Annotated in this window: 33 protein-coding genes, 1 pseudogene and 1 other annotated feature; of the genes and pseudogenes, 29 read left to right on the top strand and 5 right to left on the bottom strand. The window is 36.2% G+C overall.

Annotated elements, in window-relative coordinates:
- Positions 1–568: 568 nt before the first annotated feature.
- From pgeF to ileS, 7 genes are all read left to right on the top strand, one after another.
- A complete protein-coding gene (gene pgeF / locus JOD18_RS22730; RefSeq protein WP_204671620.1) occupies positions 569–1,366 on the top strand; it encodes a peptidoglycan editing factor PgeF in 798 nt (265 codons plus the stop codon).
- 21 nt (positions 1,367–1,387) lie between these two features.
- A complete protein-coding gene (locus tag JOD18_RS22725) occupies positions 1,388–2,068 on the top strand; it encodes a YggS family pyridoxal phosphate-dependent enzyme (protein ID WP_204671619.1) in 681 nt (226 codons plus the stop codon).
- Positions 2,069–2,079: 11 nt separating this feature from the next.
- Positions 2,080–2,514, top strand: a complete 435-nt coding sequence (locus JOD18_RS22720; RefSeq protein WP_204671617.1) for a cell division protein SepF — start codon at positions 2,080–2,082, stop codon at positions 2,512–2,514.
- Between the two features lie 7 nt (positions 2,515–2,521).
- Positions 2,522–2,788 carry a YggT family protein gene (locus JOD18_RS22715; protein WP_204671616.1) on the top strand — a complete coding sequence of 89 codons (267 nt, stop codon included), beginning with the start codon at positions 2,522–2,524 and terminating at the stop codon, positions 2,786–2,788.
- A gap of 11 nt (positions 2,789–2,799) precedes the next feature.
- On the top strand, positions 2,800–3,573 hold the full coding sequence (locus JOD18_RS22710; protein WP_204671614.1) for a YlmH family RNA-binding protein: 774 nt from the start codon (positions 2,800–2,802) through the stop codon (positions 3,571–3,573).
- A 91-nt stretch (positions 3,574–3,664) separates the two neighbouring features.
- Positions 3,665–4,180, top strand: coding sequence for a DivIVA domain-containing protein (locus JOD18_RS22705; protein ID WP_204671612.1), 516 nt, complete (start codon positions 3,665–3,667; stop codon positions 4,178–4,180).
- Positions 4,181–4,228: 48 nt separating this feature from the next.
- Positions 4,229–4,445 (top strand) — a binding site (T-box leader).
- Between the two features lie 54 nt (positions 4,446–4,499).
- Positions 4,500–7,259, top strand: coding sequence for an isoleucine--tRNA ligase (ileS, locus tag JOD18_RS22700; protein WP_204671610.1), 2,760 nt, complete (start codon positions 4,500–4,502; stop codon positions 7,257–7,259).
- A gap of 388 nt (positions 7,260–7,647) precedes the next feature.
- Here ileS and JOD18_RS22695 read toward each other — a convergent pair whose 3' ends face one another.
- The 3 genes from JOD18_RS22695 to JOD18_RS22685 form a co-directional block, all read right to left on the bottom strand.
- Complete coding sequence (locus JOD18_RS22695; RefSeq protein WP_204671609.1) at positions 7,648–8,817, bottom strand: tyrosine-type recombinase/integrase; 1,170 nt, start codon at positions 8,815–8,817, stop codon at positions 7,648–7,650.
- 84 nt (positions 8,818–8,901) lie between these two features.
- Complete coding sequence (locus JOD18_RS22690) at positions 8,902–9,318, bottom strand: ImmA/IrrE family metallo-endopeptidase (RefSeq protein ID WP_204671608.1); 417 nt, start codon at positions 9,316–9,318, stop codon at positions 8,902–8,904.
- A 12-nt stretch (positions 9,319–9,330) separates the two neighbouring features.
- Positions 9,331–9,753: a helix-turn-helix domain-containing protein gene (locus JOD18_RS22685; protein ID WP_204671607.1), complete on the bottom strand. Its 423-nt coding sequence runs from the start codon at positions 9,751–9,753 to the stop codon at positions 9,331–9,333.
- Positions 9,754–10,132: 379 nt separating this feature from the next.
- On the opposite strand from JOD18_RS22685, the gene JOD18_RS22680 reads away from it, so the two are divergent.
- Positions 10,133–10,396 carry a hypothetical protein gene (locus JOD18_RS22680; RefSeq protein ID WP_204671606.1) on the top strand — a complete coding sequence of 88 codons (264 nt, stop codon included), beginning with the start codon at positions 10,133–10,135 and terminating at the stop codon, positions 10,394–10,396.
- Here JOD18_RS22680 and JOD18_RS22675 read toward each other — a convergent pair.
- A complete protein-coding gene (locus JOD18_RS22675; protein WP_204671605.1) occupies positions 10,371–10,682 on the bottom strand; it encodes a hypothetical protein in 312 nt (103 codons plus the stop codon). The two genes, JOD18_RS22680 and JOD18_RS22675, sit on opposite strands and share 26 nt — an antisense overlap.
- A 60-nt stretch (positions 10,683–10,742) precedes the next feature.
- Here JOD18_RS22675 and JOD18_RS22670 point away from each other — a divergent pair, with 60 nt between their 5' ends.
- The 18 genes from JOD18_RS22670 to JOD18_RS22585 all read left to right on the top strand — a co-directional run bounded on the left by JOD18_RS22670 (position 10,743) and on the right by JOD18_RS22585 (position 20,325).
- Positions 10,743–10,940, top strand: a complete 198-nt coding sequence (locus JOD18_RS22670) for a helix-turn-helix domain-containing protein (RefSeq protein WP_204671604.1) — start codon at positions 10,743–10,745, stop codon at positions 10,938–10,940.
- Positions 10,937–11,209 carry a hypothetical protein gene (locus JOD18_RS22665; protein WP_204671603.1) on the top strand — a complete coding sequence of 91 codons (273 nt, stop codon included), beginning with the start codon at positions 10,937–10,939 and terminating at the stop codon, positions 11,207–11,209. The genes JOD18_RS22670 and JOD18_RS22665 overlap by 4 nt, the downstream gene beginning before the upstream one ends.
- 41 nt (positions 11,210–11,250) lie before the next feature.
- Positions 11,251–11,484, top strand: a complete 234-nt coding sequence (locus tag JOD18_RS22660; protein ID WP_204671601.1) for a hypothetical protein — start codon at positions 11,251–11,253, stop codon at positions 11,482–11,484.
- 14 nt (positions 11,485–11,498) lie between these two features.
- On the top strand, positions 11,499–11,747 hold the full coding sequence (locus JOD18_RS22655) for a hypothetical protein (RefSeq protein ID WP_204671599.1): 249 nt from the start codon (positions 11,499–11,501) through the stop codon (positions 11,745–11,747).
- A gap of 16 nt (positions 11,748–11,763) precedes the next feature.
- Positions 11,764–11,931: a hypothetical protein gene (locus JOD18_RS22650; protein ID WP_204671597.1), complete on the top strand. Its 168-nt coding sequence runs from the start codon at positions 11,764–11,766 to the stop codon at positions 11,929–11,931.
- Between the two features lie 5 nt (positions 11,932–11,936).
- Positions 11,937–12,158 carry a hypothetical protein gene (locus tag JOD18_RS22645; RefSeq protein WP_204671595.1) on the top strand — a complete coding sequence of 74 codons (222 nt, stop codon included), beginning with the start codon at positions 11,937–11,939 and terminating at the stop codon, positions 12,156–12,158.
- A 182-nt stretch (positions 12,159–12,340) separates the two neighbouring features.
- Positions 12,341–13,564: an SNF2-related protein gene (locus tag JOD18_RS22640; protein ID WP_204671593.1), complete on the top strand. Its 1,224-nt coding sequence runs from the start codon at positions 12,341–12,343 to the stop codon at positions 13,562–13,564.
- Position 13,565: 1 nt separating this feature from the next.
- Complete coding sequence (locus JOD18_RS22635) at positions 13,566–13,826, top strand: hypothetical protein (protein ID WP_204671591.1); 261 nt, start codon at positions 13,566–13,568, stop codon at positions 13,824–13,826.
- Entirely contained in the window at positions 13,819–13,998 is a 180-nt protein-coding gene (locus JOD18_RS22630) for a hypothetical protein (RefSeq protein WP_204671589.1), read from the top strand. The genes JOD18_RS22635 and JOD18_RS22630 overlap by 8 nt, the downstream gene beginning before the upstream one ends.
- Positions 13,995–14,828, top strand: coding sequence for a DUF1351 domain-containing protein (locus tag JOD18_RS22625; RefSeq protein ID WP_204671587.1), 834 nt, complete (start codon positions 13,995–13,997; stop codon positions 14,826–14,828). The genes JOD18_RS22630 and JOD18_RS22625 overlap by 4 nt, the downstream gene beginning before the upstream one ends.
- Entirely contained in the window at positions 14,825–15,103 is a 279-nt protein-coding gene (locus JOD18_RS22620; RefSeq protein WP_204671585.1) for a VRR-NUC domain-containing protein, read from the top strand. The genes JOD18_RS22625 and JOD18_RS22620 overlap by 4 nt, the downstream gene beginning before the upstream one ends.
- Positions 15,103–15,390: a hypothetical protein gene (locus tag JOD18_RS22615; RefSeq protein WP_204671583.1), complete on the top strand. Its 288-nt coding sequence runs from the start codon at positions 15,103–15,105 to the stop codon at positions 15,388–15,390. The genes JOD18_RS22620 and JOD18_RS22615 overlap by 1 nt, the downstream gene beginning before the upstream one ends.
- On the top strand, positions 15,387–15,632 hold the full coding sequence (locus JOD18_RS22610; protein ID WP_204671581.1) for a hypothetical protein: 246 nt from the start codon (positions 15,387–15,389) through the stop codon (positions 15,630–15,632). Before JOD18_RS22615 ends, JOD18_RS22610 begins: the two co-directional genes overlap by 4 nt.
- The gene (locus JOD18_RS22605) at positions 15,629–17,464 is read left to right on the top strand and encodes an AAA family ATPase (RefSeq protein ID WP_204671579.1); all 1,836 of its coding nucleotides are present in this window, start codon (positions 15,629–15,631) and stop codon (positions 17,462–17,464) included. Before JOD18_RS22610 ends, JOD18_RS22605 begins: the two co-directional genes overlap by 4 nt.
- 28 nt (positions 17,465–17,492) lie before the next feature.
- Positions 17,493–17,795: an organic solvent tolerance protein OstA gene (locus JOD18_RS22600; RefSeq protein WP_204671577.1), complete on the top strand. Its 303-nt coding sequence runs from the start codon at positions 17,493–17,495 to the stop codon at positions 17,793–17,795.
- A gap of 2 nt (positions 17,796–17,797) precedes the next feature.
- Positions 17,798–18,277 (top strand): DUF669 domain-containing protein, encoded by a 480-nt coding sequence (locus tag JOD18_RS22595; protein WP_204671575.1) that lies wholly within the window; start codon positions 17,798–17,800, stop codon positions 18,275–18,277.
- Positions 18,278–18,324: 47 nt separating this feature from the next.
- Positions 18,325–18,636, top strand: a complete 312-nt coding sequence (locus JOD18_RS22590) for a hypothetical protein (protein ID WP_204671573.1) — start codon at positions 18,325–18,327, stop codon at positions 18,634–18,636.
- Positions 18,637–18,642: 6 nt separating this feature from the next.
- A complete protein-coding gene (locus JOD18_RS22585; protein WP_204671572.1) occupies positions 18,643–20,325 on the top strand; it encodes a hypothetical protein in 1,683 nt (560 codons plus the stop codon).
- Between the two features lie 6 nt (positions 20,326–20,331).
- On the opposite strand, the gene JOD18_RS22580 is transcribed toward JOD18_RS22585, so the two are convergent.
- Positions 20,332–20,937 (bottom strand): DUF4145 domain-containing protein, encoded by a 606-nt coding sequence (locus tag JOD18_RS22580; protein WP_204671571.1) that lies wholly within the window; start codon positions 20,935–20,937, stop codon positions 20,332–20,334.
- A gap of 151 nt (positions 20,938–21,088) precedes the next feature.
- Here JOD18_RS22580 and JOD18_RS22575 point away from each other — a divergent pair.
- From JOD18_RS22575 to JOD18_RS22565, 3 genes and pseudogenes are all read left to right on the top strand, one after another.
- A pseudogene (locus tag JOD18_RS22575) lies at positions 21,089–22,949 on the top strand (DNA primase family protein).
- Positions 22,950–23,417: 468 nt separating this feature from the next.
- Positions 23,418–23,813 carry a hypothetical protein gene (locus JOD18_RS22570; RefSeq protein ID WP_204671621.1) on the top strand — a complete coding sequence of 132 codons (396 nt, stop codon included), beginning with the start codon at positions 23,418–23,420 and terminating at the stop codon, positions 23,811–23,813.
- A 192-nt stretch (positions 23,814–24,005) separates the two neighbouring features.
- On the top strand, positions 24,006–24,782 hold the full coding sequence (locus JOD18_RS22565; RefSeq protein ID WP_239588317.1) for a PIN-like domain-containing protein: 777 nt from the start codon (positions 24,006–24,008) through the stop codon (positions 24,780–24,782).
- Positions 24,783–24,933: the final 151 nt, after the last annotated feature.

Raw genomic sequence — 24,933 nt, 5'->3', positions numbered from 1 at the left:
AGAAATTAAACAGCCTGGCACCGTTGGAATATCGGTACCAGACTGTTGCATAGATTTTTGTTTTTTCACTGTCTACTTGACAGGGTGCAGTTCACTTTCTAATTTGAGGGCCGTCTTTTTTTGTAAGGTCAGCAAGTATATGATTTTTCATGAGTTCATTCTTATTCAAGAATAACCATGTCCAGATCCAAGTGCCAAAAACGAGGAGATCTTCCTGCGATAAGTCAACATCGCCCCCTTGCGTTGTCGTGTTTCCTTTATCTCCGTTGTGACACTCCAATTTCTACCTTTTTAAAAGGGCGCTTTGTGCTTTTTATGCTTATGGAAATTCATGGTACACTTCTTTGCAAAAGGTAGTAAAACTCTTGTCGTTTAATGATAGATAAGGTGGAGAGGCGGGAATTTTCAGCTGTAATCAACCGCCGCATTTCTAATCGGAAGCAGGAAAAAAAGATCATTTTTGGTTGCTAAACCCTTACCTCTGGTTAGAATTATCTATCATTCTTCACTATTATGCGACACGTATCATAAAATATGATAAAATGATGAAAAATAGGAGGCGAAGTTGTTGGAACCGTTTGTCCTTAATCAAGACCAGTCATTACTAATTATTCAGCGCTGGCAAACAGAAAAGATATCGATTATCGCGGGATTTACAACACGCTATCATGGAGTAAGCAATGCTCCTTACCAAAGTAATAACCTAGGTTTTCATGTGGGAGATAATCCAGATGTTGTTTTGGAAAATCGCCGTCGGTTGGCTGAACGAATCGATACACCTTTGGAGCATTGGGTGGCTGCAGATCAAGTCCACCATCATCATGTGAAAGAAGTGACAACAGCCGATCTTGGAAAAGGTGTTTTTTCACAAACAACCGCCATCGCCAAGACAGATGGCTTACTCACGAGACAGCCAGGTGTACTGTGTACCGCCTTATTTGCCGATTGTGTACCGGTTTTTTTCATAGATCGTAAACAAAGAATCGTAGCGATTGCGCACGCAGGCTGGAAAGGAACGGTAGCTAATATTGTTGGTGAGACTGTCCGAAGGTTCCAATCGATGTTTACTGATGTAGATGATCTGGAAGTGGTTATTGGTCCAAGTATATGTTCCTCCTGTTATCAAGTGAATGACCATGTCATTCAGCATATTAATCCTCGCTATCAAGATACGTATACCGGCAGTCAAGGAAAATACCAACTTGATTTAAAGGAACTTAACCGGCAATTATTAATTGCTGCAGGAGTTCCGTCTGCACAAATCTTTAAGACCGAGTATTGTACGGCTCATGATCCTTTATTCTTTTCTCATCGAAGAGATTCTCATCCAACTGGAAGAATGATGGGATATATAGGGATAAAGTAGTTGTTAGGAAGGAGAGTAAAGGTGAAGGTAATAGAAAATTTAGCACATATCCAAGCACAAATAAAAGAAGCCTGCCAAAAGGTAGATCGTGATCCAGAGGACATAAAAATAATCGCTGTAACGAAATATGTTACAATAGAGAGAACACAAGAAGCCTTGCAAGCTGGTATTAATGATTTTGGGGAAAATCGACCAGACGGTTTTCAAGCAAAATATGCGGCAATCGGCAAACAGGCACAATGGCACTTTATTGGTACTTTACAATCAAGGAAAGTAAAAGATGTCATCGACAAGATGGATTATTTACATTCCTTAGATCGCAAGTCATTGGCCAAAGAAATTAATAAACGTGCTGAAAAACCTGTTGATTGCTTTGTGCAGGTTAATGTCAGTGGAGAGGATTCGAAACATGGTTTGGCGGTTGATGAAGTTATTCCGTTTGTTGAGTTACTGAAAGATTATAGTAACATTCATGTGGTAGGATTAATGACAATGGCCCCTCATATCAGCGATGAAGAACGATTAAGGGATGTTTTTCGCTCCTTGCGTCAGCTGAGAGATACGATCGTAGAAGCAGATTATGACCATGCCCCTTGCCGTTTCCTGTCGATGGGAATGAGTAATGATTACCAGATTGCGATTCAAGAAGGTGCAACACATATACGAATCGGCTCAGATCTAGTAGGGCCTTATCAGGAATAGAGGTGATAAACATGAGTATGAAAGGCAAATTTCGTAATTTTTTCAGTGTGGATGACGAGGAAGAATACGAAATAGTTGAGGAAGAGGTGGAAGAAGAACAAAAATTTCCACGCAGGCTCTCAAAGAAAGAGGACAAGAATATTGTCAGCCTGTCATCTGTTCAGCAAAGTGCTAAGATGGTGCTATGTGAACCAAGATCCTACAATGAAGTTCAAGAAATTGCCGATCACATTGTCAACCGACGTTCTGTTGTCGTTAATCTGCAGCGTGTTGATACAAAACAAGCAAGACAAATCATTGACTTTCTGAGTGGCGCGGTCTATGCTGTTTCAGGACAAATAAAAAAATTAGGGTCACAAACTTTCTTGTGTACACCAGAAAATATTGAAATTTCGGGGAATATTACAGAAATAATGGAAGATGTGGATCCGGAACAAAGGTGGTAATGAAATCTTGATATTATTGTATCAAATTATTTCTTATGCAATGAATGCATACATGATAGGAATTGTTATCTATATTCTTATGTCATGGTTCCCAGGGGCTAGAGAATCCTCATTCGGACAGCTGCTTGCCTCGATTGTTGAACCCTATTTGGAACCATTTCGTAAACTGATTCCGCCTATTGGGGGAATGCTTGATATCTCCCCTATTGTCGCATTATTAGTTCTTCGCTTTGCGATGAGAGGCTTAGAATATTTATTTTTTGGTTTATTTTAGAGGTGTTATAAATGGATATATACCAACACTTCAGGCAAGACGAAGCCCCTTTTATAGATCAAGTATTATCTTGGCGTGAAGAGGTCACCGTCAGATATCAGATGAAATTGGTGGATTTTCTTCATCCTAGAGAACAGAAGATCTTTGAAACGATTATTGGAAACGATGAAGACGTGAAACTGGGCTTCTTTGGCGGATGGGAACATGCTGAACGAAAGCGGGCTTTATTAGTACCTTTTTATGAAAATATAGAACCAGACAAATTTGAAGTAGACCTGCTGCAAGCGCGTTTCCCGCAGAAATTTGTGAGCATCGAACATCGAGACGTTCTAGGCGCCTTTTTGTCGGCAGGGATTCAAAGAAAGAAGCTGGGGGACATCGTAGTGCGTGATGACTTGATCCAAATCTTGGTCAGTTCTGATATTACGAGCTATTTAGCGAGTAATGTGACCTCCATCAAGCAGGCTAGTGTTCAATTTGAGTCCATACCTGTTATGGCACGTATAACTTCTCAAGACACTTGGCAAACAAAGGTAACGACTTGTGCGTCCTTACGATTAGATGTATTAATCAAGGAAATGTATAACATGTCACGACAACAAGCGACAGATGTTATCAAAAAAGGATTAGTGAAGGTGAATTTTCAAACTATTGAGCAAACGGCCTTTCAGCTGGAAGAAGGTGATCTGCTCTCTATACGAGGCAAGGGAAGGTCTCGGATAAAAGAGATACAAGGTCGGACAAAAAAAGATAAAATTAGACTTTCTTTTGAAAAATTACTTTGAAAAAGGTTGAGATTTTGAAAGCTTAACTATAAACTGAGAGAAGCAAGTTTTTTAAATCAGCAACAAGACGTCTATTTAGGAGGTGGATGGTGTGGCTTTAACACCACTTGATATTCATAATAAAGAATTTACAAGAGGATTTCGAGGATATGACGAAGACGATGTAAATCAATTTTTAGATCATGTGATTAAAGATTATGAAACCATTCTTCAGGAAAAGAAGGCACTGAAGGAAGAAGTAGATAAATTAAATGAAAAGCTGAGCCATTTTTCTAATATTGAGTCGACATTAAATAAATCGATCTTAGTGGCACAAGAGACTGCCGAAGAAGTTACCCAAAACGCTAAGAAAGAAGCTAAACTGATTATTAGAGAAGCGGAGAAGAATGCGGATCGTATTATTAATGAAGCATTACATAAATCAAGAACGATTGCCTTAGAAATAGAAGAATTAAAGAAACAGGCAAAAGTATTCCGCACTCGTTTAAAAATGTTAGTTGGGGCGCAGTTAGATTTATTAGAAAATAATGACTGGGAACAATTATTTGAGACAAATGTGGGAGAGGTAGAAACCGAGGAGGAAACAGAAGAAACAAGTAATGCTTGACTTTTGCTGTCGAATTTCCTATAATTTTACTACTATTATAGATATGATTGAAATATGATGACTGGGAAAGTAGATATAAGAGCGATTATGGAAGCGAATTAGGGTTGGTGAGAGCCTAGTATAGTCCCTGTATCGAAGATCACCCACGAGTAGCTATATTGAATCAAGTAGATATAGTCGTTTTATTCACGTTACGAATCGCTGAGTGGACAGTTTGTGTAAGCTGTCTATAAGGGTGGTACCGCGAGAACTCCTCGTCCCTTTTTGGGATGTGGGGTTTTTTATATGAAATGACAGACTAAATAAAGGAGGAATTGAATTGGATTATAAACAAACATTAAAAATGCCGAAGACCGATTTTCCAATGCGTGGTAACTTGCCAAATAAAGAACCGAAGTTACAGGAAAAATGGGAAGAAGAGAAATTATATGAACGTGTGCAGCAGCGGACTGAGGGACGCCCATTATTTATCTTACATGATGGACCGCCTTATGCTAATGGAGATATTCACATGGGACATGCCCTTAATAAGGTGCTGAAAGACTTTATTATTAAATATAAGTCAATGGCTGGCTATCATGCTCCATATGTACCAGGATGGGATACACACGGTTTGCCGATTGAGCAGGCATTAGCGAAGAAGAAAGTCAACCGCAAGAAGATGTCAACCGCTGAATTTCGGAAAAAGTGTGAAGAATATGCCTTGAAACAAGTCGATAACCAACGCACCCAATTTAAACAGTTAGGTGTGCGAGGGGATTGGGATCACCCATATATTACACTGGAGAAATCGTTTGAGGCAGCTCAAATTAAAGTTTTTGGTGAAATGGCGAAGAAAGGCTATATCTACAAAGGTAGAAAACCTGTCTACTGGTCTCCGTCTTCTGAATCGGCATTGGCAGAAGCTGAGATCGAATATCAGGATAAACGCTCTGCCTCGATCTATGTCACGTTTGATGTCAAAGATGGCAAAGACCTATTAGATGGTGATGAGAAATTTGTTATTTGGACAACAACGCCTTGGACCCTTCCGGCCAACTTGGCTATTTCGCTTCATCCTGACTTGGAATATGCCGTGGTTAAGGAAGATGGTGTGAAATATATCGTTGCACTAGAAATGTTGAATGGATTAAAAGAAACATTAGACTGGAAAACGGCAGAAGTAGTTCAGACTTTTACTGGAAAAGAAGCAGAACATCTCGTTACGAAACATCCATTCTATGACCGTGACTCTGTTATTGTATTAGGTGAACATGTAACAACAGAAAGTGGTACAGGACTTGTGCACACTGCTCCAGGTCATGGGGAAGATGACTTTGTGATTGGACAGAAATATGGTTTAGATGTCCTGTGTCCGGTAGATGAAAAAGGATATTTCACTTCAGAGGCCTCTGGCTTTGAAGGGCTTTTCTATGATGCAGCTAATAAAGATATAACAGAAAAATTAGCAGAAAATAATGCCTTATTGAAACTTGACTTTATTACACACTCTTATCCACATGATTGGCGTACGAAAAAACCGACTATTTTCCGTGCAACAAGTCAATGGTTTGCATCCATTAAGGATTTTCGTGAAGAAATTTTGGCGGAAATTAAACGAATTAATTGGTTGCCAAACTGGGGAGAAACAAGATTGTTTAATATGGTGCGTGATCGGGAAGATTGGTGTATTTCCAGACAGCGTACATGGGGCGTACCAATTCCAGTATTCTATGGAGAAGATCAAACACCAATTATTACGGATGAAACTATTAGCCATGTAGCAGAATTATTTGGTGAACATGGTTCAAATATTTGGTTTGAATGGGACGCTGTTGACTTGCTGCCAGAAGGGTTTACTTCGGAGCATAGTCCTAATGGCCAGTTCACCAAAGAAATGGATATTATGGATGTATGGTTCGATTCTGGCAGTTCCCATGCGGGTGTATTAGAGGAAAGAGAAGAGTTACGCCGTCCTGCTGATGTGTATTTAGAAGGTTCTGACCAATATCGCGGCTGGTTTAACTCTTCCTTATCCACAGCAGTTGCCGTAACAGGCAAGGCGCCGTATGAGACAGTAATAAGCCATGGCTTTGCCTTGGATGGTCAAGGACGCAAAATGAGTAAGTCGGTTGGAAATGTTGTCGTTCCAGCTAAGATTATGAAACAATATGGTGCTGATATTTTAAGATTATGGGTAGCTTCTGTGGATTATCAGTCAGACGTAAGAATTTCTGATGATATCATTAAGCAAACTTCAGAAGGCTATCGTAAAATTCGTAATACATTCCGTTTCTTATTAGGGAATCTTGCTGATTTTACTTTGGCAGACAAAATAAGCGAGCAAGACTTGGAAGAAGTTGACCGTTATATGCTGTATCGTTTACAGCAAGTGATTGACCAATCTGTCCGTGCTTATGACAGATATGATTTTTCATCTGTTTACCAAATCATTCATCATTTCTGTACGATTGATTTAAGCTCATTCTATTTGGATTTTGCCAAAGATATCCTTTATATTGAAACTGAAAATAATCATAGAAGACGCAGTATTCAAACGGTTTATCATGAGATTATTACATCATTAGTCAAATTATTGACCCCGATTCTTACCCATACAATGGAAGAGGTTTGGAGCTATATCCCTGAAGTGGAGGAAGAAAGTCCACAGCTTTGTGATATGCCAGTGGCAAGAGAAGTGGCAGGTCAAAACGCTCTTGCTGAGAAGTGGTCTCAATTTATCGATGTAAGAGACGATATTCTGAAAGCATTGGAAGAAGCTCGTGCAGAAAAGGTCATTGGTAAATCATTAGAAGCAGCTGTTACGATTGCACCAAATGATCCACAAACCAAAGCTCTACTTGAGAGCATCGATTATTTACATCAATTACTGATCGTTTCTGAGGTAACCTTAGTGGACAGCTTAGCAGATGCCAAATCATATGATCATGTGACAGTACAAGTCGCTAAACATACTGGTGAAACCTGTGAACGCTGTTGGGTTGTTTCTGATACAGTAGGTTCCGATGCAAAATATCCAACCCTTTGTACTCGCTGTGCAGCAGTTGTAAAAGAACACTATGCAGATAGTGTGGAATAAAAGTAAACAAGACGGCATGAACTTTTTATAAAGGTTTATGCCGTTTTTTATAAGATCAACAAGTATATAATACTCTTCCTAACGAAAACATGAGCGAAGGCCGACTGTTTTGACTCCGGAGGGATTCGCATGAGCTGAAGCCATGCCAGGCGACATAGAAAACACTGTGAAAGCGACTTCTCGCAGCGGACATCTATCTTGGCTAAAAGGTAAAGAACCAAATGCTCTTCTTGGTTTTTCTAAATTTTATCACCTTCTCCAAAATGTGATCTGCAATAGCCATCCTTTCTGCTAAGTTTTCTTTACTCACGTAATCTGATAGTGCTATAATGTGAAGGTGTGAATTAACTTTGAAACCTTGTATAACAAGAGGCGGGAAGGGGCTATATTATTCTTTAGCCCCAATACCAGCCCCATGTAAACTTTCAGTAAATGCTGTAACTGCTTCTGTTTCTAATTCTTTAAATGTATGCCCATACACTTCTAATATCATTTGAGGGGTATTTCCTAATCTTTCTGCAATTACTTTAATAGGAATTCGCTGACTAATTAAGATGGTAGCGTGTGTGTGTCTCAAACCATGCAAACTAATATCTTTAACTTTAGATCTTTCTATAGTTCGTTTTAATCCGTACTGAGGGGATGATTCTGAGATTCCACTAAGTGTTCGAGTAGAAATAAATACAAAATCAGATGACTTTAGTCGCTTTCCGAATCGTAATTTTACTTTCTTGCACCAATTTTTATACTTTCTTAATTGCACAAGTACGTAATCATCAATAGGAATGGTTCTGTAACTGTTTTTAGTCTTAGGAGTACGAGAACCTTTTCTATCTCTTGTACGCTCCACAGTGAGTGTTTTATCGTCAAAATTGATATTGTTCCATTGTAACCCTAGTGCTTCTCCTTTCCTCAACCCGGTAAAAGCTAAAGTTAACAAAAAGGTGTAGATTGTTTCATTCTCATGTTCTTTAGCATTTGTTAATAATTTTACTAATTCTTCTGATGTGAGAAAGTTATCTCTTGGCTTATTTTTTTGTATAGCAATATTGTTAAATCGATTACGAGGTAGTATTTCATCATCTACAGCTGCGTTGACTGCTACTTTAAATAAATTATGAAACAATCGGACTGTACTAGGTGCATAGGTTTTCTTTAATTTATTTATATATTTTCTCTTATAAGTAGATTTGTCCAAAATAACCAGTACTTCTTTACCTATGAGTGGTTTCATTTGTTGTTTAATAGCTTCTTCGCGAATTTGTCTTGTTGAAACTTTCCAATCATCTTTGTGCGTTTCATACCATATATCAAGCCATTGACCAACAGTCATTTGATCTTTCTCTACTTGTTGCACATTACCATCTAACAAATCAGACTTCACCTTTAAAAGAGCTTTTAAAGCTGCGTCCTCTGATTCAAAACTACTCTTTTTCTTTTCCCTTCGATTGCCAAAAATGTCTTTGTACTTATGTCGGTACATCCATAATTTTTCACCTTTTTTATTGGTGTACCAGTATAGATCCTTGTCTTTTTTTGATTTATTTAGTTTAGCCATTTTTAATTATCCCTTCATTACGTGGGTAGACGTCTTTTCGGGATAGATCAGGCATCACCTCCTAAAAGGAATGTATGTTTGGTTTTAATCGTAAAATTTTTTCTTTAGAAGCTGTTTTGGAATGCCGTATTCCTCTGTAGCTTCTTTAACGGTTACATTTTTCAATTCATCTTGATTGTAGAACATCTCTATGGCAAATTCATGGGCTTCTTTTTCATATCTGTCAGTCATATAGTATGTATTGGCTTTCAAAAAAGCAGAGTTTATCTCAGGGTGTAATGAAATATGACCTAGTTCATGCATGAGTGTGTAAAGTTGTTTTTTATATGGTATACCATCATTTATTTGGATTGTGAAAGTTCTATAGTAATTAGTAAAAAAACCATATCGGCTGCCTAAAGGTCTATAAATAATTGGTATACCTTTTGCTTTAGCTATTTCAAATGGATCTGCTGTACCATACTTCTTTAATAACTGATTGACCCTCTTTTTAATTGTCATAGAATCAGTCCTTTATCTATATTTCTTAGGTGTAAATTTCTTTTTAGCAAGTCTTTTATGAAGGCGTATAGCGTCCCTCATGGCTGCTACATACATTTCGTAATCTTCCTTATCAGTTTCGCTGGGAATATTCCCATCAAATGCAGCATGCCCAAAATTACTTTCAGAATTTTTAAGGATTCTTTCTAATTCTTCCTCAACTTCTTTTTCATCTTTTTCCGTTAAATCATAGTAACGTTTTTTATCTGTACGCCCTAATAAATAATCAGTGGATACGTCAAAGAAATCTGCTACTTTTTGGAGACTGCTTCCATTTGGTGTTTTCTTTTTCCAGTTGTATAACGAATTTCTTCCAAATCCTAACTTTTCTTCAAGTTCTACAATAGAAATTTTCTGCTCTTCGCAAAGCTTTTTTAATCTATCAAATGTTGTCATATCAACCATCCTAGTTACCTAAGGGCAAAAAATATTAATCTTTTTATTAAAATTGTTGACATTTAGTACAAAGATTAATATACTATGTCCATAAGCTAATTTATTAGCTAAAAAGGCAATAAAAAATACGACCTAGAAAATACAATTTTTAACGCTGGGGAGCTGACAAAATGTATTGAAACAGGCTTTTTAAAGTCTTATTTAGCTATGTCTGTATTCTATAATAAAGATTAATTCATGTCAATGCATTAGCTAATAAATTAGCTAAAAAATTAATTTATGCGCTGTGATACCGAGCCAATGACGGTATAACTTGTACGGATTTATAGCAGATGTGGCGGTTGCGACGCTAAGAAAATGTGAGAAGGAGGGGAGACGGTTGAGCGAAAAAAAAGAAACCTCACAAGTTCTTGTAACAAGTGAGGAGGTTAAACATGATTATGACTATTTACAAAGCATTTTATCTGATGGGGAAATTGAAAATTTAAAAATTGCTATCGAAATTGGAATGCCGATTCTCGTTCAAGGACCTCAGGGACCAACTGGGAAATCTACATTTGTTAAATACCTTAGAGAACGTGGTGTTAATGCTTCTGAAAAACATGAATTTATGACGTTTACTTTGGATAAACCTTTTCTCTAAGCACTTTAACTGAACGCTTTGAGACGTTGAAGCACCAATTACGTTCGGTTTCATCTTTGACTTTGTATCCAGCATTGATCATTGCGCCTTTAAACTGACCATTTGTGATGTAGAATCCTTCAGGTGAATTTTCAAATAAGTTTTTTAAATTATTTGAAGCATTGATAAGGTGGAAGCGTTCGGAAGTCTCGAAGTTTACGTAAATCCAATCTTGAAGAATTCTCTGCTGCTCAACTGTTAATTCTTCATAATGATTTGGACAATTTAAATCAGGTTCTAATTTCAATTCATCACCTCCTATCTGAATTTGATAGGAACATTATACCAAAAGAAAGGGGGCCAGAACATGTCAGAAGATTTAAGTATCAGAGTTCGCAATGAACTTTACAAGAAAAAAATGACACACACTGAATTAGCTAATCTTTTAGGAATTTCCGGAGCATATTTATCAGATATTCTTAACGGAAGTCGAAGAGGAAAAAAAGCACAAGAACATGTAAAGCACATTTGCGCAATCTTGGGAATTGAGGTGAATAACACATGATTCCAACAGGCGAAATAACTATAACTCTCAATGAACAAGAGTTAAGAGACCATATTGACAGAGAACTAAGTAAGCAAATCCATCAGCAATTGATTTTAGCGGATGTCAATAAGTTGGCGGAAGTTACTTGCATGTCCATTAGATATTTGGAGGATGAAATTCTTCATGATCCAAGAGTTAGGCTGCATGAGGTTAGAAAGAATCGTAAGCGCTGGTGGATCGCCGAACCAACATTTAAGGCAATTGTAGATATTGTATCGGAATGGTAATAAAAATAAGCGTGGGTAGACGCAGAGAACGGGTGATAGATATGCAAGCAAACACAATAGCAAGCCCCTTAGAAGGCTTCAAAAGCCGCTTTGAAGAGATCCGCCAGATAAAAGATAGATGGCTAAAAAATAAACGGTTGGAAGCACTAAAGACTGATTTAGAAAATGCTTATGATATTCCAAAAGAAAACTCTGAAAGAATCACTGCTTTCAAGCGTGCTTATCCTGGTGTGATGGATATGCTGGATAAGGCGAAAGCTGAAATGACAGTGTGAGAGGGGGAGGTTTGATGATGAGTTTTAAAGACCAATTTAAGTCAGAGGACCAGCGGAAGGCTCTACAATATCGTAACGCTATAGAAAGACATTTGAACGATTCCCTGACTTGCTTAGACAATTTTGAGTTGGACAAGTCCCGTCAACTGTTTGATCAAGCAGTGTTGTTACTAGGCGAATTGAGAATCATGTCCAATCAACACGAAAACAACGACAAAATGATGACCGATCACGCTATGGAGATCAGGCGTAATCATTTTTGAAAGGGGGTGATAGGTTATGAGATATATCAAAGTTGTTGGCATGATCACGAAAAAGGTGTATGTATCAGGATCAGAGGCTTATTGTCACCGGATTTTACAGCAGAATCACGAAACTAATTTCAATTCTTCAGATGGTCAAACGTATCCAGAGCCATTGCAGATTATTGAAATTGAAAGGGGGTGAGAGACATGGAACATCCACACATTAAGCTGGTCAATCAAACTGGTTATGTAGAAAAGCAAAATATCTATGGCACTGATTTTAAAGGCAATGAAGTCTACTATGGTGATGAAATTTACATTCACGAGGAAGATTTTTGGCTTGCTGATGAGGCTGTTTTATCTTCCGAAGAAAGGCAATTGCTAGAGCATTTCGGAGCCAAGAAGATTATTGCAAATAATCGACATTGAAGGGAGGTGAGGGAATTGATCATAAAAGCAGGAACATGGCAATCTTTATCACATGATCATCAATTATTTTTATTAATTGGTCATAATGCCATTCAAGATGTACAAAGAAAAACCCACTGACGGCAATCAGTGAGTAAGGAAAACTAATCAATGTCATTATAGCACGAAATGAGTGAATGTAAATGAATTTATTCCCACATCAAGATCAAGTATTAAATGATACGTATCACCACAATAGAGTAGCGTACTACCTTGATATGGGATTAGGTAAGACCTTTGTAGGCTCTGAAAAAATGTGGGAACTCAATACTGCCTATAATCTCGTAATCTGTCAAAAATCGAAAATATCTGATTGGGCACAGCACTTTAAAGATCACTATGATTATCACGTCATTATTTATGATAAACAGGCAATGGATAAAATTCCTGCTGAATCCGTATTGATCATCAATTATGACAAGGTATGGAGGAGGCCGGAACTTAATAAGTTAAAGCATTTTACCATGATGTTGGACGAGTCATCCATGATAAAAAATGAAAAGTCTAATCGTTCTAAGTTCATTCTTGGTTTAAATGCGGATAATGTCATTTTATTATCAGGAACACCTACAGGTGGAAAGTATGAAGAATTATGGAGTCAGCTTCATTTACTTGGTTGGAAAATAAAAAAGGAGCTCTATTTAAAACAGTTTGTCAAATATGAGTGGGATGAACTCAATCAGCAGAATAAGATCATTGGCTATAAAAATGTGGACAGGCTCAAAAGTAAATTGCGCAAGCATGGTGCAGTATTTATGAAGACTGATGAAGTCTTTGACCTTCCGCCGGTAAACAATCAGATCGTGAAAATAGCGCCTACCAAACACTATAAGGACTTTGCCAAAGATCACATTATTGATATCAACGGTGAAACATTGATAGGTGATACAGCTAGCACTAAAAAACTTTATTTAAGGCAGCTGGCAGGTGTTTATAATCCAAACAAGCTTAACTATGTTAAGGATTTGATTGACAGCACGAATGATAGGTTAATCATTTTCTACACTTTTAAGAAGGAATACGCTGCGTTGGTTGACTTAATTAATAGGCCAATATCAACAGTTAATGGTGATCTCAAAGATACCTCTGCTTATGAAGAGCATGATAACAGTGTGACGCTTATCCAGTATAAAGCAGGAGCCATGGGCTTAAATCTTCAAAAAGCCAATAAGATTGTCTATTTTTCTCTAACAGACAGCAGTGAACTGTTTGAACAGAGCAAGAAAAGGACTCACCGTATCGGACAGGATAGACCATGTTTTTACTATTATTTATTAACTGCCGGATCTATTGAGTGGCGAATGAAAGAAGTCTTGGAACAGCGAAAAGATTACACGGATGCATTATTTGAAGAGGAGGAAATGTAGGATGAAGATATATGTTGTAGTTGAAGAAAAGAGAGGTTTTGCGGGTTATGAACAGACTCATATGTCATTTGATGATCAGAAAAGTGCTCTAACACATGCCATAAATGTGGCTAGTGGTAATAATGGTTTTGATGATGAAATTGTCAAATTAGACTCTATTTACGAAGTTGATCTATTCAGAAAAGAAGTAGCGAAAATGGAAATAGCATTTAATAATGGTCTATTCGATTTGAAATATAAGGAGATGAAATCTAATGAATGAAATTTACATTGTAATGGATGCTGATTTCACTGGTGCAGAAACAATTATAGGTATTTTTGATGATAAGGCACAAGCTAAATTGTTTCTAGCGGAATACGTATTGGACAACAATAATGTCCATTCTAACAGTATTGAACTAATACAGCGTGAAGTAGAGGTGAGTCATAAATGAACGAACTACAGGTAAAAACTATTGAATTAGTACCGGCTCAGGTCGATTTTAATTTTGATGAATTATCCCAAGTGTTAGATGAACAGTTAGCCAAATATGAAGGTCTTGAATTTTTCGATGAGGACGCAGCTGCTTGTAAGAAAACGATCACCGAATTAAATAAAGGGAAAAAAGCCCTCAATGATTATCGTTTGAAAACTAAGAAGGAACTGAGTAAGGAAATCACAGATTTTGAAGCGAAATGTAAAAATCTCTCCAATAAGTTTGATGATGTTATTAAACCGTTAAAAGAGCAGCATGATCAGTTTGAAGAAGATCGCAAAGAAGAAAAGCGTGAAAAAATTGTTCCCATTGTTGAAAAATTGATTGAGGCAGAAGGCTTAAATGAGAAATTCAGTGCTCAATTAAGTGACATTCCAAATGAATATCTGAATAAAAGCAAAACCATTAAATCGATCACCACTGAACTAACTGAGAAAGCGAAGCACCTTGGTATTTCTCAGGATAAAGAAGAAGCTGACAAGGAAATTGTTAAAGGCCATGTTGAGCTGATCAACGCTAAGAATGATACTGATCTGTTGGACATCACCTATATGGCATTACTGGATCATGATATTTCTGTAGGAGAGATTAAAAATCAGATTGAGAAGGACGCTGCCATTAAAATAAAAAATGCCACACAAGTACCTTTAAGTAGTGCACCAGGTCATGTTGAAGATGATGATATTTATACAGAAACCTACCAAGTGGAGGGTACCGAGTATGACCTTGAAATGTTGGAGGAATACATGAGCAGTAACAGCCTGACTTGGAAAGTGGTAGAAGGATGAAAGAATCAGCATTTCAAAAGAAAGTTATTGCTTATTTAAAATCAGAAGAGGTTTGGCACGTTAAATACTGGGCTGGATCTCAGTACACCAAAGAAGGAATACCGGATATCTTAGCTTGCATTGATGGTACTTTTCACGGTATTGAATTGAAAACAGATGTTGGAACAGCCAGTAAGCTGCAGCTCTATAACATTCGTAAGATAAAAGATTCAGGCGGTGAGGCTTATATTTTAAGGCCAAAGGATTTTGAAGCTTGGAAAGGTAGGTGGTTTTAATGTCTGATAAAAAGAAAGTCATTATGACTATCGGAAACTGCCGTATTAAAGATTATGATACCCATAATGTAATGGTTGAAAGGTATGAGAATGTATTCATACCTCAGAACAAAGAAACGGTTCAAAAGTGGGTATTTAAGGGGTATTGTGCAAGCATGTTAAAAGCCTTGTTATTCATTCAACGAAATGAGCTCTTGATTGATCGGAAGGAAATAAAGGATCTAGATGGATTTATTCAACATGTGAAGAAGTCTAATGCTCAATTGATGGATGTGGTGAGAGAATGACTCAATTAAAAAGCATACGTTTAAAATCAATTAACTGGAATGAAGAATTTCATGAATCAATGGGCAGTTATTATGATTATGTCGCTGAGGTTTACTCTCCATCTGAAGTTAAGCACAAAGAAATGTGCAAAGAATTAATAAACAAAGGGTGGGTGAATGTGAAAACTAACATCGGTATAACTGTATATCTAAAAAATAGACACATCATTAGGATTTTCCCAATATGGGGTGTTAAAACATGACTCAATACTCATATTCACGTGTTTCACTATTTGATGATTGCCCATACCATTTTAAGCTGCGGTACATTGACAAACTCACGGAATTAATAGATTACAGCCGTGCTGACCACCCATTATTAATTGGACATGCTTTGCATAAAGGAATTGAAACAAATGTACAGACTGCTGTGAATGAGTATTACAATTCCTATCCTATTGTGACAGATCGAATGGTTGAAGAAGCTATGAAACTAGAAATCTTAATTCCGAAAGTGAAAGAGTTCCTAGCTGATAACTTTGTAGGATTTGATTTTATCCATGAGTACAAAATTGATAAACCTGATTACATTGGTTATGTCGATTTAATTGCAGTAGCGCCAACCAATGAGTGTGTGGTCATTGATTTCAAGTATTCCAATAATGCTAAGAACTACATGGACAGTGGGCAGCTTCATATCTATAAGCACTATTTAGAGCAAGACGGTTTTAATGTAAAGGACTTAGGATATCTATTTGTTCCTAAAACAAGTATTAAACAGAAAGATACAGAGGATCTGTTTCATTTTCGCAAACGATTGGTGGAAAAAGTACAAGCAACTGAACCAAAATTTATACCCATTGATTACGACGAAATGAATGTGATCTATTTTCAAAACAGCATTAAGAAGATTGAAGCTGCAACGGAGTACCCGAAAAATGTTAGTGACAACTGTTTTAGTTGTAACCCTAAATTCGCCCCTAATTATTTGGAGGCATTACAAAATGATAAAGGAGATGTTGAAATGGTTTTACCAAAGAATGAAAGGCGAGAAAGAAAGATTGATACTAGACCTGATTTTTGGATTTACGCAGACAGTTATGTCGGGAAGTCTACTTTTGTAGATGGTATTGAAAATATGCTGTTTCTCAATACAGATGGAAATACGGACAACACTACTGCACCGGTACAACCAATTAAAGATGAAGTGACAAAATCTGGTCGTATTACTAAGCGTAAATTAGCATGGGAATTGTTTCTAGAAACAATCAATGATTTAGAAACTATAGACAATGATTATGAAGCTGTGGCACTTGATTTAGTGGAAGACATTTACGAACATTGCCGTTTCTATGTATTTGATAAGAACGGCTGGGAACATGAATCGGATGGTTCGTGGGGAAAAGGTTGGTCTGCTGTAACAACTGAGTTCAATAATGCTATGAAGCGTCTTAAAGCATTAGGTTACCAAATTATCTATATCAGCAAGGAACAAGTAAATGAGATCACGTTGAAGGGCGGAGCAAAGCGAACTACATTTAAACCAAATATCGGTGATAAGCAGGCAAATTTCTTAACTGGTACCGTTGATTTGACGTTACGTGCTTATGTGGATTCCAATGATGAACGTCATTTACAATTGGTGAAAAAACAAAATGTTTTTGGTGGTGGTAGATTCGATTTCCAAGTAGAAACTATTCCATTAGAAATGGCAGCCTTCATTGAAGAACTAACTGCTGCACAAGAAGGAAAATCAGTTAAGAAAAAATCAGACAAGCCTAAACGATCACGTGAAAAATCTGAAACAGAAGAGGGTAAGCCAAAACGTGAGCGCAAAAAGCGTGATCCTGAACCAGTTGAAGAGCCAGAGCAAGAAGAAGAAGTTGAAGCTGAAGAAGAGAAGCCAAAAAGAGAACGAAAATCACGTAAAACATCTGATGATGGAGAGTCACCTAAACCACGTGAAAGAAAACGTAGAGAACGCAAGCCAGTTGATGATACACCGCCAGGTGAGGAAGAGTCATCTGAAGAACCAGCTGAAGAGGAAGAAAAACCTAAGCGAACTCGCAAACGTCGTACTCGTGTTAGCAATTAAATTTTAAATATATTGGAGGAATTTAATCATGGCAGTTAAGGAATTAAACACAAAAGAACAGCATTATGCAGACACTATGAAGGAAGCTGAGGATCTGGTTGCGAAGGCTAAAGAAGATATGTACCTGATTTCCCATGGTATTAAAGAAAAGCACAATAAATATGGTACGTATTATTTGGTGGATTTGCAATTTTACTTTGATACTCCAAAAGAAATTATGGAAGCTGGTCCTGAAAAAGAGGAAGAGCCAGAAGATGTTCATGAAGGTATTGAGTATGGTGTCAATCAAGATGGAACTGTGGAATTAGAAAACAATGGGGAGGATGAATAATAATGGCTATCGATTGGAACAAATTTGATAAAGATGTAGATTTAGAGGCTTTGGAGGAAGATGTAAAAGAAGTGGAGGAAAACGGTGGGGGAGATTTCCCCGATATTCCAGATGGAGAGTATGAGGTTGCTGTTGAAAAAATGGAAATGGTCACTTCCAAAAAAGGTGACCCTATGTTATCTATTTGGTTTGAAATTGTAGAAGGTGAATTTGAAGGTCAGCGTATTTTCTACAATGGTGTTATGCAGCCTCATAATGAAAAAGCATTTGGATTCCAAACACACCGAAACAATGAAATGCTCCGTGCCTTATGGGATTGTGAGAAAGATGATGTTGAGTTTAAAGGCTTTGTTGATTACGCTGATTTAGTACTAGATATTCATGAAGATATTGATGGGAAATTTGAGTATCTACTTGATAAAGGAAAAAATGACGGTGGATATGACACATTTGAAATTAAAGAAGTGTTTGAAGTTGAATAATTAAATAAGGGAGCTTCTAGGCTCCCTTTTTATTAGGAGGAATCGTGATGGATGAACGGTTAATAGATCAGATGGTTGAAGATATATGTCATGACAAAATAGAGGCAAGGGAATTAGTGATTAATTATTTGGATTTGAAAGACGAAAATAAGAAGCTACAGGTAAAGTTAAACACCAAGATTATGCTTGTTAATCAAGGAGACTCAGAAGAAAAATATGTGCTGCTGGAGCGTGTGATTGAGTTGGAACAGGAAAACCAGCGCTATAAAGACACCATTAATAAAGCAATCGCTCATTTTAATCAAGATGAATATATTGATGGAATGCATATTTTAAGAAAAGCAGTTTTTAAGGAGTGATATATCATGCTCTTTTATGACTTTGAAGTTTTTAAATATGATTGGTTGGTAGTCGTCATTGACGCTGCCAATCGATCAGAGGAAATATTTATAAATGATAAGCAAGGTTTAATTGATTATTACAATGAACACAAAAAAGATATATGGATTGGCTACAACAGCCGGCATTATGACCAATACATTTTAAAAGCTGTCATTTGTGGGTTTGAACCACAAGAAATAAATGATTGGATTATTAAAGATCGGGAGCCAGGTTGGAAGTTTTATCGTGACTTTTGGAAAATTCAATTATTTAACTTCGATGTGATGACTAACAAATTCAGATCTTTAAAACAGCTGGAAGGATTTCAAGGTCATGATATAAGAGAATCAGCCATCCCATTTAATCTAGACCGCACATTAACCGAAGATGAGATTTCAGAAGTGATCAAATATTGCCGGCATGATGTCCAGGAGACTATGCATATTTTTACTGAAACAATAAGCGAATTTGAATCACAAATAGAATTGCTGAAAATGTTCAAACTGCCATTACGACATATTTCAAAAACAAAAGCGCAGCTGTCGGCATTTATCTTGGACGCTAAACAGCCCAACATTCCACGTGATGATGAATTTGAATTTTCGTTTCCATCCACATTAAAAATAGAAAAGTATACTCATGTCCTTGATTTCTATAAGGAAAATAGGGACTATAAAAAATTCCTTGATACGCCTATTGCTGGTGTTCCACATTTATTTGCCTGGGGTGGTCTACATGGCGCTAGAAATAATTATGTAGGTACTGGCCACTTTTTAAACATCGATGTGGCCAGTTACTATCCGGCATTGATGATCGAATATGGATATTTAAGTCGAAATGTAAAGGATCCAGAGAAATTCAGAGAAATTCGTGATACCAGGTTAAAATACAAAGCTGCCAAGGATAAACGGCAGGCTCCATTAAAGATAGTAATCAATGGTACATACGGTGCCATGAAAGATAAATATAACGGTCTTTATGATCCGTTGATGGCCAACAATGTATGTATCGGTGGTATGACACTTTTACTAGATTTGATTGAAAAGTTAGAGCCACATTGTGACATTATCCAATCAAATACGGATGGTGTATTAGTTAAGTTACGGGATCCGGACGATTATCATTTGATCGATGATATTTGTTGGGAATGGGAGTCCCGCACCCGCATGGAACTTGAGTTTGAAGAATTTTCAAAGGTCATTCAAAAAGATGTTAATAATTATATATTAGTAGATCGGGAAGGAAATTATAAGAGTAAAGGAGCTTACGTTAAAAAGCTTAACCCATTGGATAATGATTTACCCATTGTTAACGAAGCTGTGGTTAATTATTTTGTAAAAGGCACCGATCCGGAAGAAACTATATTTAATTGCACGGAATTAGTAAAGTTTCAAAAGATTGTGAAGATCAGTAGCAAGTATGAGTACGCCAGGTATGGATTACGGAGAATGAATGAGAAAGTTTTTCGTGTGTTTGCTTCCGTTGACAAGAATGATAAAGAATTACGAAAAGTAAAGCAGGGTGGAGATGAAAAGATAGCCTATGTGCCAGATCGATGTTTCATTGAAAATGATGACGTAACGCAAAAAGAGATACCAGGTAAGCTAGATTACTGGTGGTATCTCGATCTGGCTAGAAAAAGGATTAATGATTTCTTTGGTGAATAGGTTTAGTTAGGAATCTCTTTTATCAATTGCGTCTTTAATAGAATCAGGTAATGAATTATATGCCGATTCAACATTATTTGGAATCGAAATAGCCTGTTCAACAATAATATTAATTAGATTCAATAAAAAAGATGGAACTTCAGGTTTCTCATCAAGATTAATAATCCCTGAATGGGCACCTGAATTACCATATACTCGTACCACATCTAGCATTTTTTGTAATTTTGGACCATTGAACCCATTTGCAACAAAGTCTTTAATTTTATCGTTTAAACTACCACTCTTGTACCCTAAATGAATTAGCAAATTTTCTAATGTTAACCTAGCTAATGCAGCTGATGAACCTAATGATAAATGCATAACTGAACCTGATTCATTGTATGTTTTCTGTATGTCTTCTGGCATATCTTTATGAGGGGCAGGATAATTATTATAGTTACCAGGGTAAATTTGTAATTCGTCTCTTTCCAAAGACTTAAGCCAAAAAGTATTAGAACCACAAGAATTACATTTGCTTTTTATAACACCTTTGAGTTTATCTTTAAAAGTGTGACCAAGCATTTTCTTCTCATCATTAGGATTTATGTGAGGTTGTAAAGTCAATGGTCCCAATATATACTCCCATCGGTGTGATTGTACTTCAATACAGTGTGGGCATGTAAAAACAGGTTGAGTGTCATCATTCGTAAACAAATAAGTCAATAGTAAACACATCCATTCTATGTAAATTAAGACTATTCTACCATGAAAGTAGGTGATTATCATATATAAAGGTTATCTTAAAGGAAATGGCAAACATGCTGCATCCAAATTTAAAGATGGAGCGAAACTATTATCCTATCATACGGCACGTACTAATGATTCATATGTAGGGGTTCTTGATGATGAATATGTCATGGTGGACATTGATGATATGGGTGAAGCTGAAACACTATTAGATATAGTCGAGGACAAGGACATTTGTTGTTCTATCCTTGAAACAACAAACGGCATGCATTTTTATTTTCGTGGTTATGATCTAACCGCCAATAAAATTAAATGGTATTCCAATATAGGTATTAAGTGTGATTACAAGCTGGGCATAAAAAATACGGTAGATCCATTAAAAATAGATGGGGAGACTCGTACTTGGATAAGGAAGGTAAAACAACATGAACCTATGCCGCCATGGCTATACCCATATAATAAAAAAAATCCCAACTTGAATAATTTATCAGAGGGCGACGGCCGTAATGATAAATTATTCACCTACATTTTAAAAATGCAGTCTCAAGGAATGGCTAAGAAGGATATCAAAGAAACTATATCTATCATTAACCATTACATTCTAGATGAACCGGTGGAAAAATCAGAATTAGATATCATCTTACGTGATGAGGCTTTTCTCAAAGAATCTTTCTTTATCAAAGGTGCTTTTCAGCATGAAAAGTTTGGCGATTATTTAATCAATGAACACCACATCTGTAAAATAGCTAATGTGTTACACATTTATCAAGATGGTGTTTATTCAGACGATCCAGAGGACATCGAGGGTGCTATGATTAAACACATCCCAGCACTTAAACGTATGCAGCGCCAGGAGACACTTTATTACCTGCAGTTAAAAGCAAAAGAGAAAGTTTTTTCCTCTACTAAATATGTACCGGTTAAAAACGGTGTCTTTAATTTAGAGACCTGGCAACTGCAAGATTTTAGTCCTGAGATCATTGTGAAAAATAAAATACCTGTTGCCTATATTAAAGACGCTTATTATGAGGTAACAGACAAAACATTTGATAAGCTGGCCGTCAATGATAAAAAAATTAGGGCTATTTTAGAGGAGATACTTGGCTATATTTTATTCCGTCGTAATGAGTTCGCAGCTACTTTTATCCTAACTGGTGACGGATGGAAAATCATCTTATCTGAAAATCATCCGTAAATTTGTTGGACGTGATAACACAGCCTCATTAGATTTAAAGGAGTTGGACCAGCGATTTAAAACTGCTGAGCTATTTGGGAAATTAGTCAATATTGGCGATGATATTTCAAAAGGATATATCAAAGAATCATCTGTATTTAAGAAGCTTTCTACAGGTGAGACACTGAATGTGGAGAGAAAAGGAAAAGATCCTTTTGATTTCACGAATTATGCAAAATTGATTTTCTCTGCTAATGAAATGCCACGTATCAATGATTATAGTGATGGATTAGGCCGCCGGCTGCAGATCGTTCCGTTTAAAGCAAAGTTCAGTGCAAAGGATGATGATTACGATCCTTTTATTACAGACAAGCTTTTATCTGATGAATCCATGCAATATCTATTAAATGTTGCTTTAAAGGCATTGCATAATTTACTTGAGAATAAGCAATTTACGAAATCAAAAGCCGTAGAATCCGAAATGGAAAAATACCAGGAAGAGAACAACCCTATTATTAGTTTTATTAATAATGAGGATATTGATTTGGAGCGTTCTGTTGTAAAAGATATTTATGACATGTATCGGTTGTATTGTTCAGATAATGGCTATCAATCGGTTAGCAATATCAGCTTTAGTAAGCAGATCAGGCAGTTATTTGGATTTACAACTAAGCAGCAAAAAGTAGATGGAAAGAATAAACGAATTTTCATTTCGGATGAGTAAAAAAGCTGTTCCCCCCAAAATGGTCACGAAAATAGTAAAAAACGTGATGCTTTTTGCATCAACCTTATTTATAAAAACAGTTGTATCAAGTAGTTCATTTTGCATTTGATGCAAAAAGCATCACAAAGTTGACTTAAATTATGATTATTTGACCTCAATTTCATCAAAAAATGGGTCATTTGAGTTACCTGTTACCTTTTCTGTTACCTCTAAAAATACAGTTGTATCAAGGGATTGGGGTGTGTCGGTAACAGGTAACAGATAAAATCACTTTCTTTTATAATATATATATTTATTTTATTAAAAAAATAGTCTTATAAAAGAAAAATAGGGGGTAAATGCGTTACCTATTGCAATGTGAAGTGTGTTGAGCCTATATGTATCAAGGCTTTAAGGCGGTAACAGATGATTTTCAAATGCGTTACCCTTCTGTTACTTACTGAGAGGATAAAAAGGCAGGTGATCATGTTGTATGAGTGGTTAAGAGATTATAAAAGGCTTGAAGAGGATATATTATATCTTGATTTTGAACTGTCCCGTAATAAGAGGGAACTAGGAAGGTGGATGTATGGGGATTTACAAGATATTAAGTTAAATGAAAAATCAAAAGCTTCTCAACTAGAGGAAGTGGTACGGGATATTGAACATGAAATGGCACATAAGATGAATGATCTGTATAATGCTAAACAATTAATTAAGAGGTTTAAAGGTCTTGATAATCAAATATTATACGGTAAATATGTAGAAGGGAAAACTTTAACAGAAATTGCTTATGAATTAGATTACGCACCTGGTCATATTTACAATAAGCATGCTCAAATTATGAAAATGATAAATTTTGCACTTCATGTTAACTTAAGTTAAGTTCATGTGATAGAAACTATTGTAAATCTGTTTTATAGTTATAACATAGAATTTTGTAATATGGAGGTGAGGCCATTGGCTAAATATACAAACTGGATTACAGAAGAAGGTTTAATTAAAATTGAAGGCTGGGCACGGGATGGCCTCACTGATGAACAAATTGCACATAATATTGGGATCAGAACAAGTACCTTGTATGAATGGAAAAAAAGGTTTAAAAATGAACAACCACCAGGATATAAAGATGGTTCGAAGAAAGATGGTTTTAAAGTTTTTGGTAATACTAAAATACAATCAAAGTATGGCGATCTAATTATTTGGAATCAACTCTTGGATAAATCTAATGAGAGTAATGCTCCAATAATATTCATAACTGATGATATTAAAGAGGATTGGTGGAAAAAGGAAAATGGAAAGATAACTAGCCCTAGATATGAGCTATTAAATGAATTTAAGTTTAATACTTCCTTTGATTTTATTATGTATACCACTGAGTTTTTTTTGAATTTAAGTAAGTCAATATTGCACATTGATATTACTGAAAACACATTATCAGAGTTACAAAATGCTAATAAATATTTTGAAGAAACTGAGTATATCAATGATATAAATAAAGATATAAATAAAACTTTTCTCTATGAAGGTTTGAATGAAAAGAATATATATAGTGAATTAAATAAAATATCTGAAAAAATCTTTAATAAACAGGAAGAAATTGATCAATTGCGCGCTGCGACTCTAAAAATAACCATTGAAATTGAGAAAGTAGAAAATGAAATAAAAGGAATGGAAGGCGAAAACAATACGGATTATGAATATTTAGATTTATTATTGGAAAGAATGAGTCAACTTAGTAATCAAAAAGAGAAACGAGAAAGAATCTTATCAAGAGAAGAAAGGGATTTGTCACAATTACTATCCTTTCGAAATAGTTTCCTAGAGACGTTTAATTTAGAAAAGATTAAATAGAAATTCATTCTTTCAAAATATAATATGGTAAAAATACCCTTATAGTGTTACTATAGTGGATCTATGTCAATAAATTGGACAATAGAAATGGTGAATTTTTTAATTTCCTACCGCGCTCCGCTTGCTCCCCTCTGTGTTAAAGGAAGGGGAA

Origin of the sequence: Gracilibacillus alcaliphilus, assembly GCF_016909015.1 — a bacterium.
Lineage (GTDB): Bacteria > Bacillota > Bacilli > Bacillales > Amphibacillaceae > Gracilibacillus > Gracilibacillus alcaliphilus.
Note: the sequence above shows the minus strand (reverse complement) of the source record. Positions and strands in the feature narration are given on the sequence as shown.

Coding starts and splice junctions, on each gene's coding strand:
- JOD18_RS22720 (WP_204671617.1), top strand. CDS start 2,080: ATGAGTATGAAAGGCAAATTTCGTAATTTTTTCAGTGTGGATGACGAG.
- JOD18_RS22710 (WP_204671614.1), top strand. CDS start 2,800: ATGGATATATACCAACACTTCAGGCAAGACGAAGCCCCTTTTATAGAT.
- JOD18_RS22695 (WP_204671609.1), bottom strand. CDS start 8,817: ATGGCTAAACTAAATAAATCAAAAAAAGACAAGGATCTATACTGGTAC.
- JOD18_RS22690 (WP_204671608.1), bottom strand. CDS start 9,318: ATGACAATTAAAAAGAGGGTCAATCAGTTATTAAAGAAGTATGGTACA.
- JOD18_RS22685 (WP_204671607.1), bottom strand. CDS start 9,753: ATGACAACATTTGATAGATTAAAAAAGCTTTGCGAAGAGCAGAAAATT.
- JOD18_RS22670 (WP_204671604.1), top strand. CDS start 10,743: ATGTCAGAAGATTTAAGTATCAGAGTTCGCAATGAACTTTACAAGAAA.
- JOD18_RS22665 (WP_204671603.1), top strand. CDS start 10,937: ATGATTCCAACAGGCGAAATAACTATAACTCTCAATGAACAAGAGTTA.
- JOD18_RS22660 (WP_204671601.1), top strand. CDS start 11,251: ATGCAAGCAAACACAATAGCAAGCCCCTTAGAAGGCTTCAAAAGCCGC.
- JOD18_RS22655 (WP_204671599.1), top strand. CDS start 11,499: ATGATGAGTTTTAAAGACCAATTTAAGTCAGAGGACCAGCGGAAGGCT.
- JOD18_RS22650 (WP_204671597.1), top strand. CDS start 11,764: ATGAGATATATCAAAGTTGTTGGCATGATCACGAAAAAGGTGTATGTA.
- JOD18_RS22645 (WP_204671595.1), top strand. CDS start 11,937: ATGGAACATCCACACATTAAGCTGGTCAATCAAACTGGTTATGTAGAA.
- JOD18_RS22640 (WP_204671593.1), top strand. CDS start 12,341: ATGAATTTATTCCCACATCAAGATCAAGTATTAAATGATACGTATCAC.
- JOD18_RS22635 (WP_204671591.1), top strand. CDS start 13,566: ATGAAGATATATGTTGTAGTTGAAGAAAAGAGAGGTTTTGCGGGTTAT.
- JOD18_RS22630 (WP_204671589.1), top strand. CDS start 13,819: ATGAATGAAATTTACATTGTAATGGATGCTGATTTCACTGGTGCAGAA.
- JOD18_RS22625 (WP_204671587.1), top strand. CDS start 13,995: ATGAACGAACTACAGGTAAAAACTATTGAATTAGTACCGGCTCAGGTC.
- JOD18_RS22620 (WP_204671585.1), top strand. CDS start 14,825: ATGAAAGAATCAGCATTTCAAAAGAAAGTTATTGCTTATTTAAAATCA.
- JOD18_RS22615 (WP_204671583.1), top strand. CDS start 15,103: ATGTCTGATAAAAAGAAAGTCATTATGACTATCGGAAACTGCCGTATT.
- JOD18_RS22610 (WP_204671581.1), top strand. CDS start 15,387: ATGACTCAATTAAAAAGCATACGTTTAAAATCAATTAACTGGAATGAA.
- JOD18_RS22605 (WP_204671579.1), top strand. CDS start 15,629: ATGACTCAATACTCATATTCACGTGTTTCACTATTTGATGATTGCCCA.
- JOD18_RS22600 (WP_204671577.1), top strand. CDS start 17,493: ATGGCAGTTAAGGAATTAAACACAAAAGAACAGCATTATGCAGACACT.
- JOD18_RS22595 (WP_204671575.1), top strand. CDS start 17,798: ATGGCTATCGATTGGAACAAATTTGATAAAGATGTAGATTTAGAGGCT.
- JOD18_RS22590 (WP_204671573.1), top strand. CDS start 18,325: ATGGATGAACGGTTAATAGATCAGATGGTTGAAGATATATGTCATGAC.
- JOD18_RS22585 (WP_204671572.1), top strand. CDS start 18,643: ATGCTCTTTTATGACTTTGAAGTTTTTAAATATGATTGGTTGGTAGTC.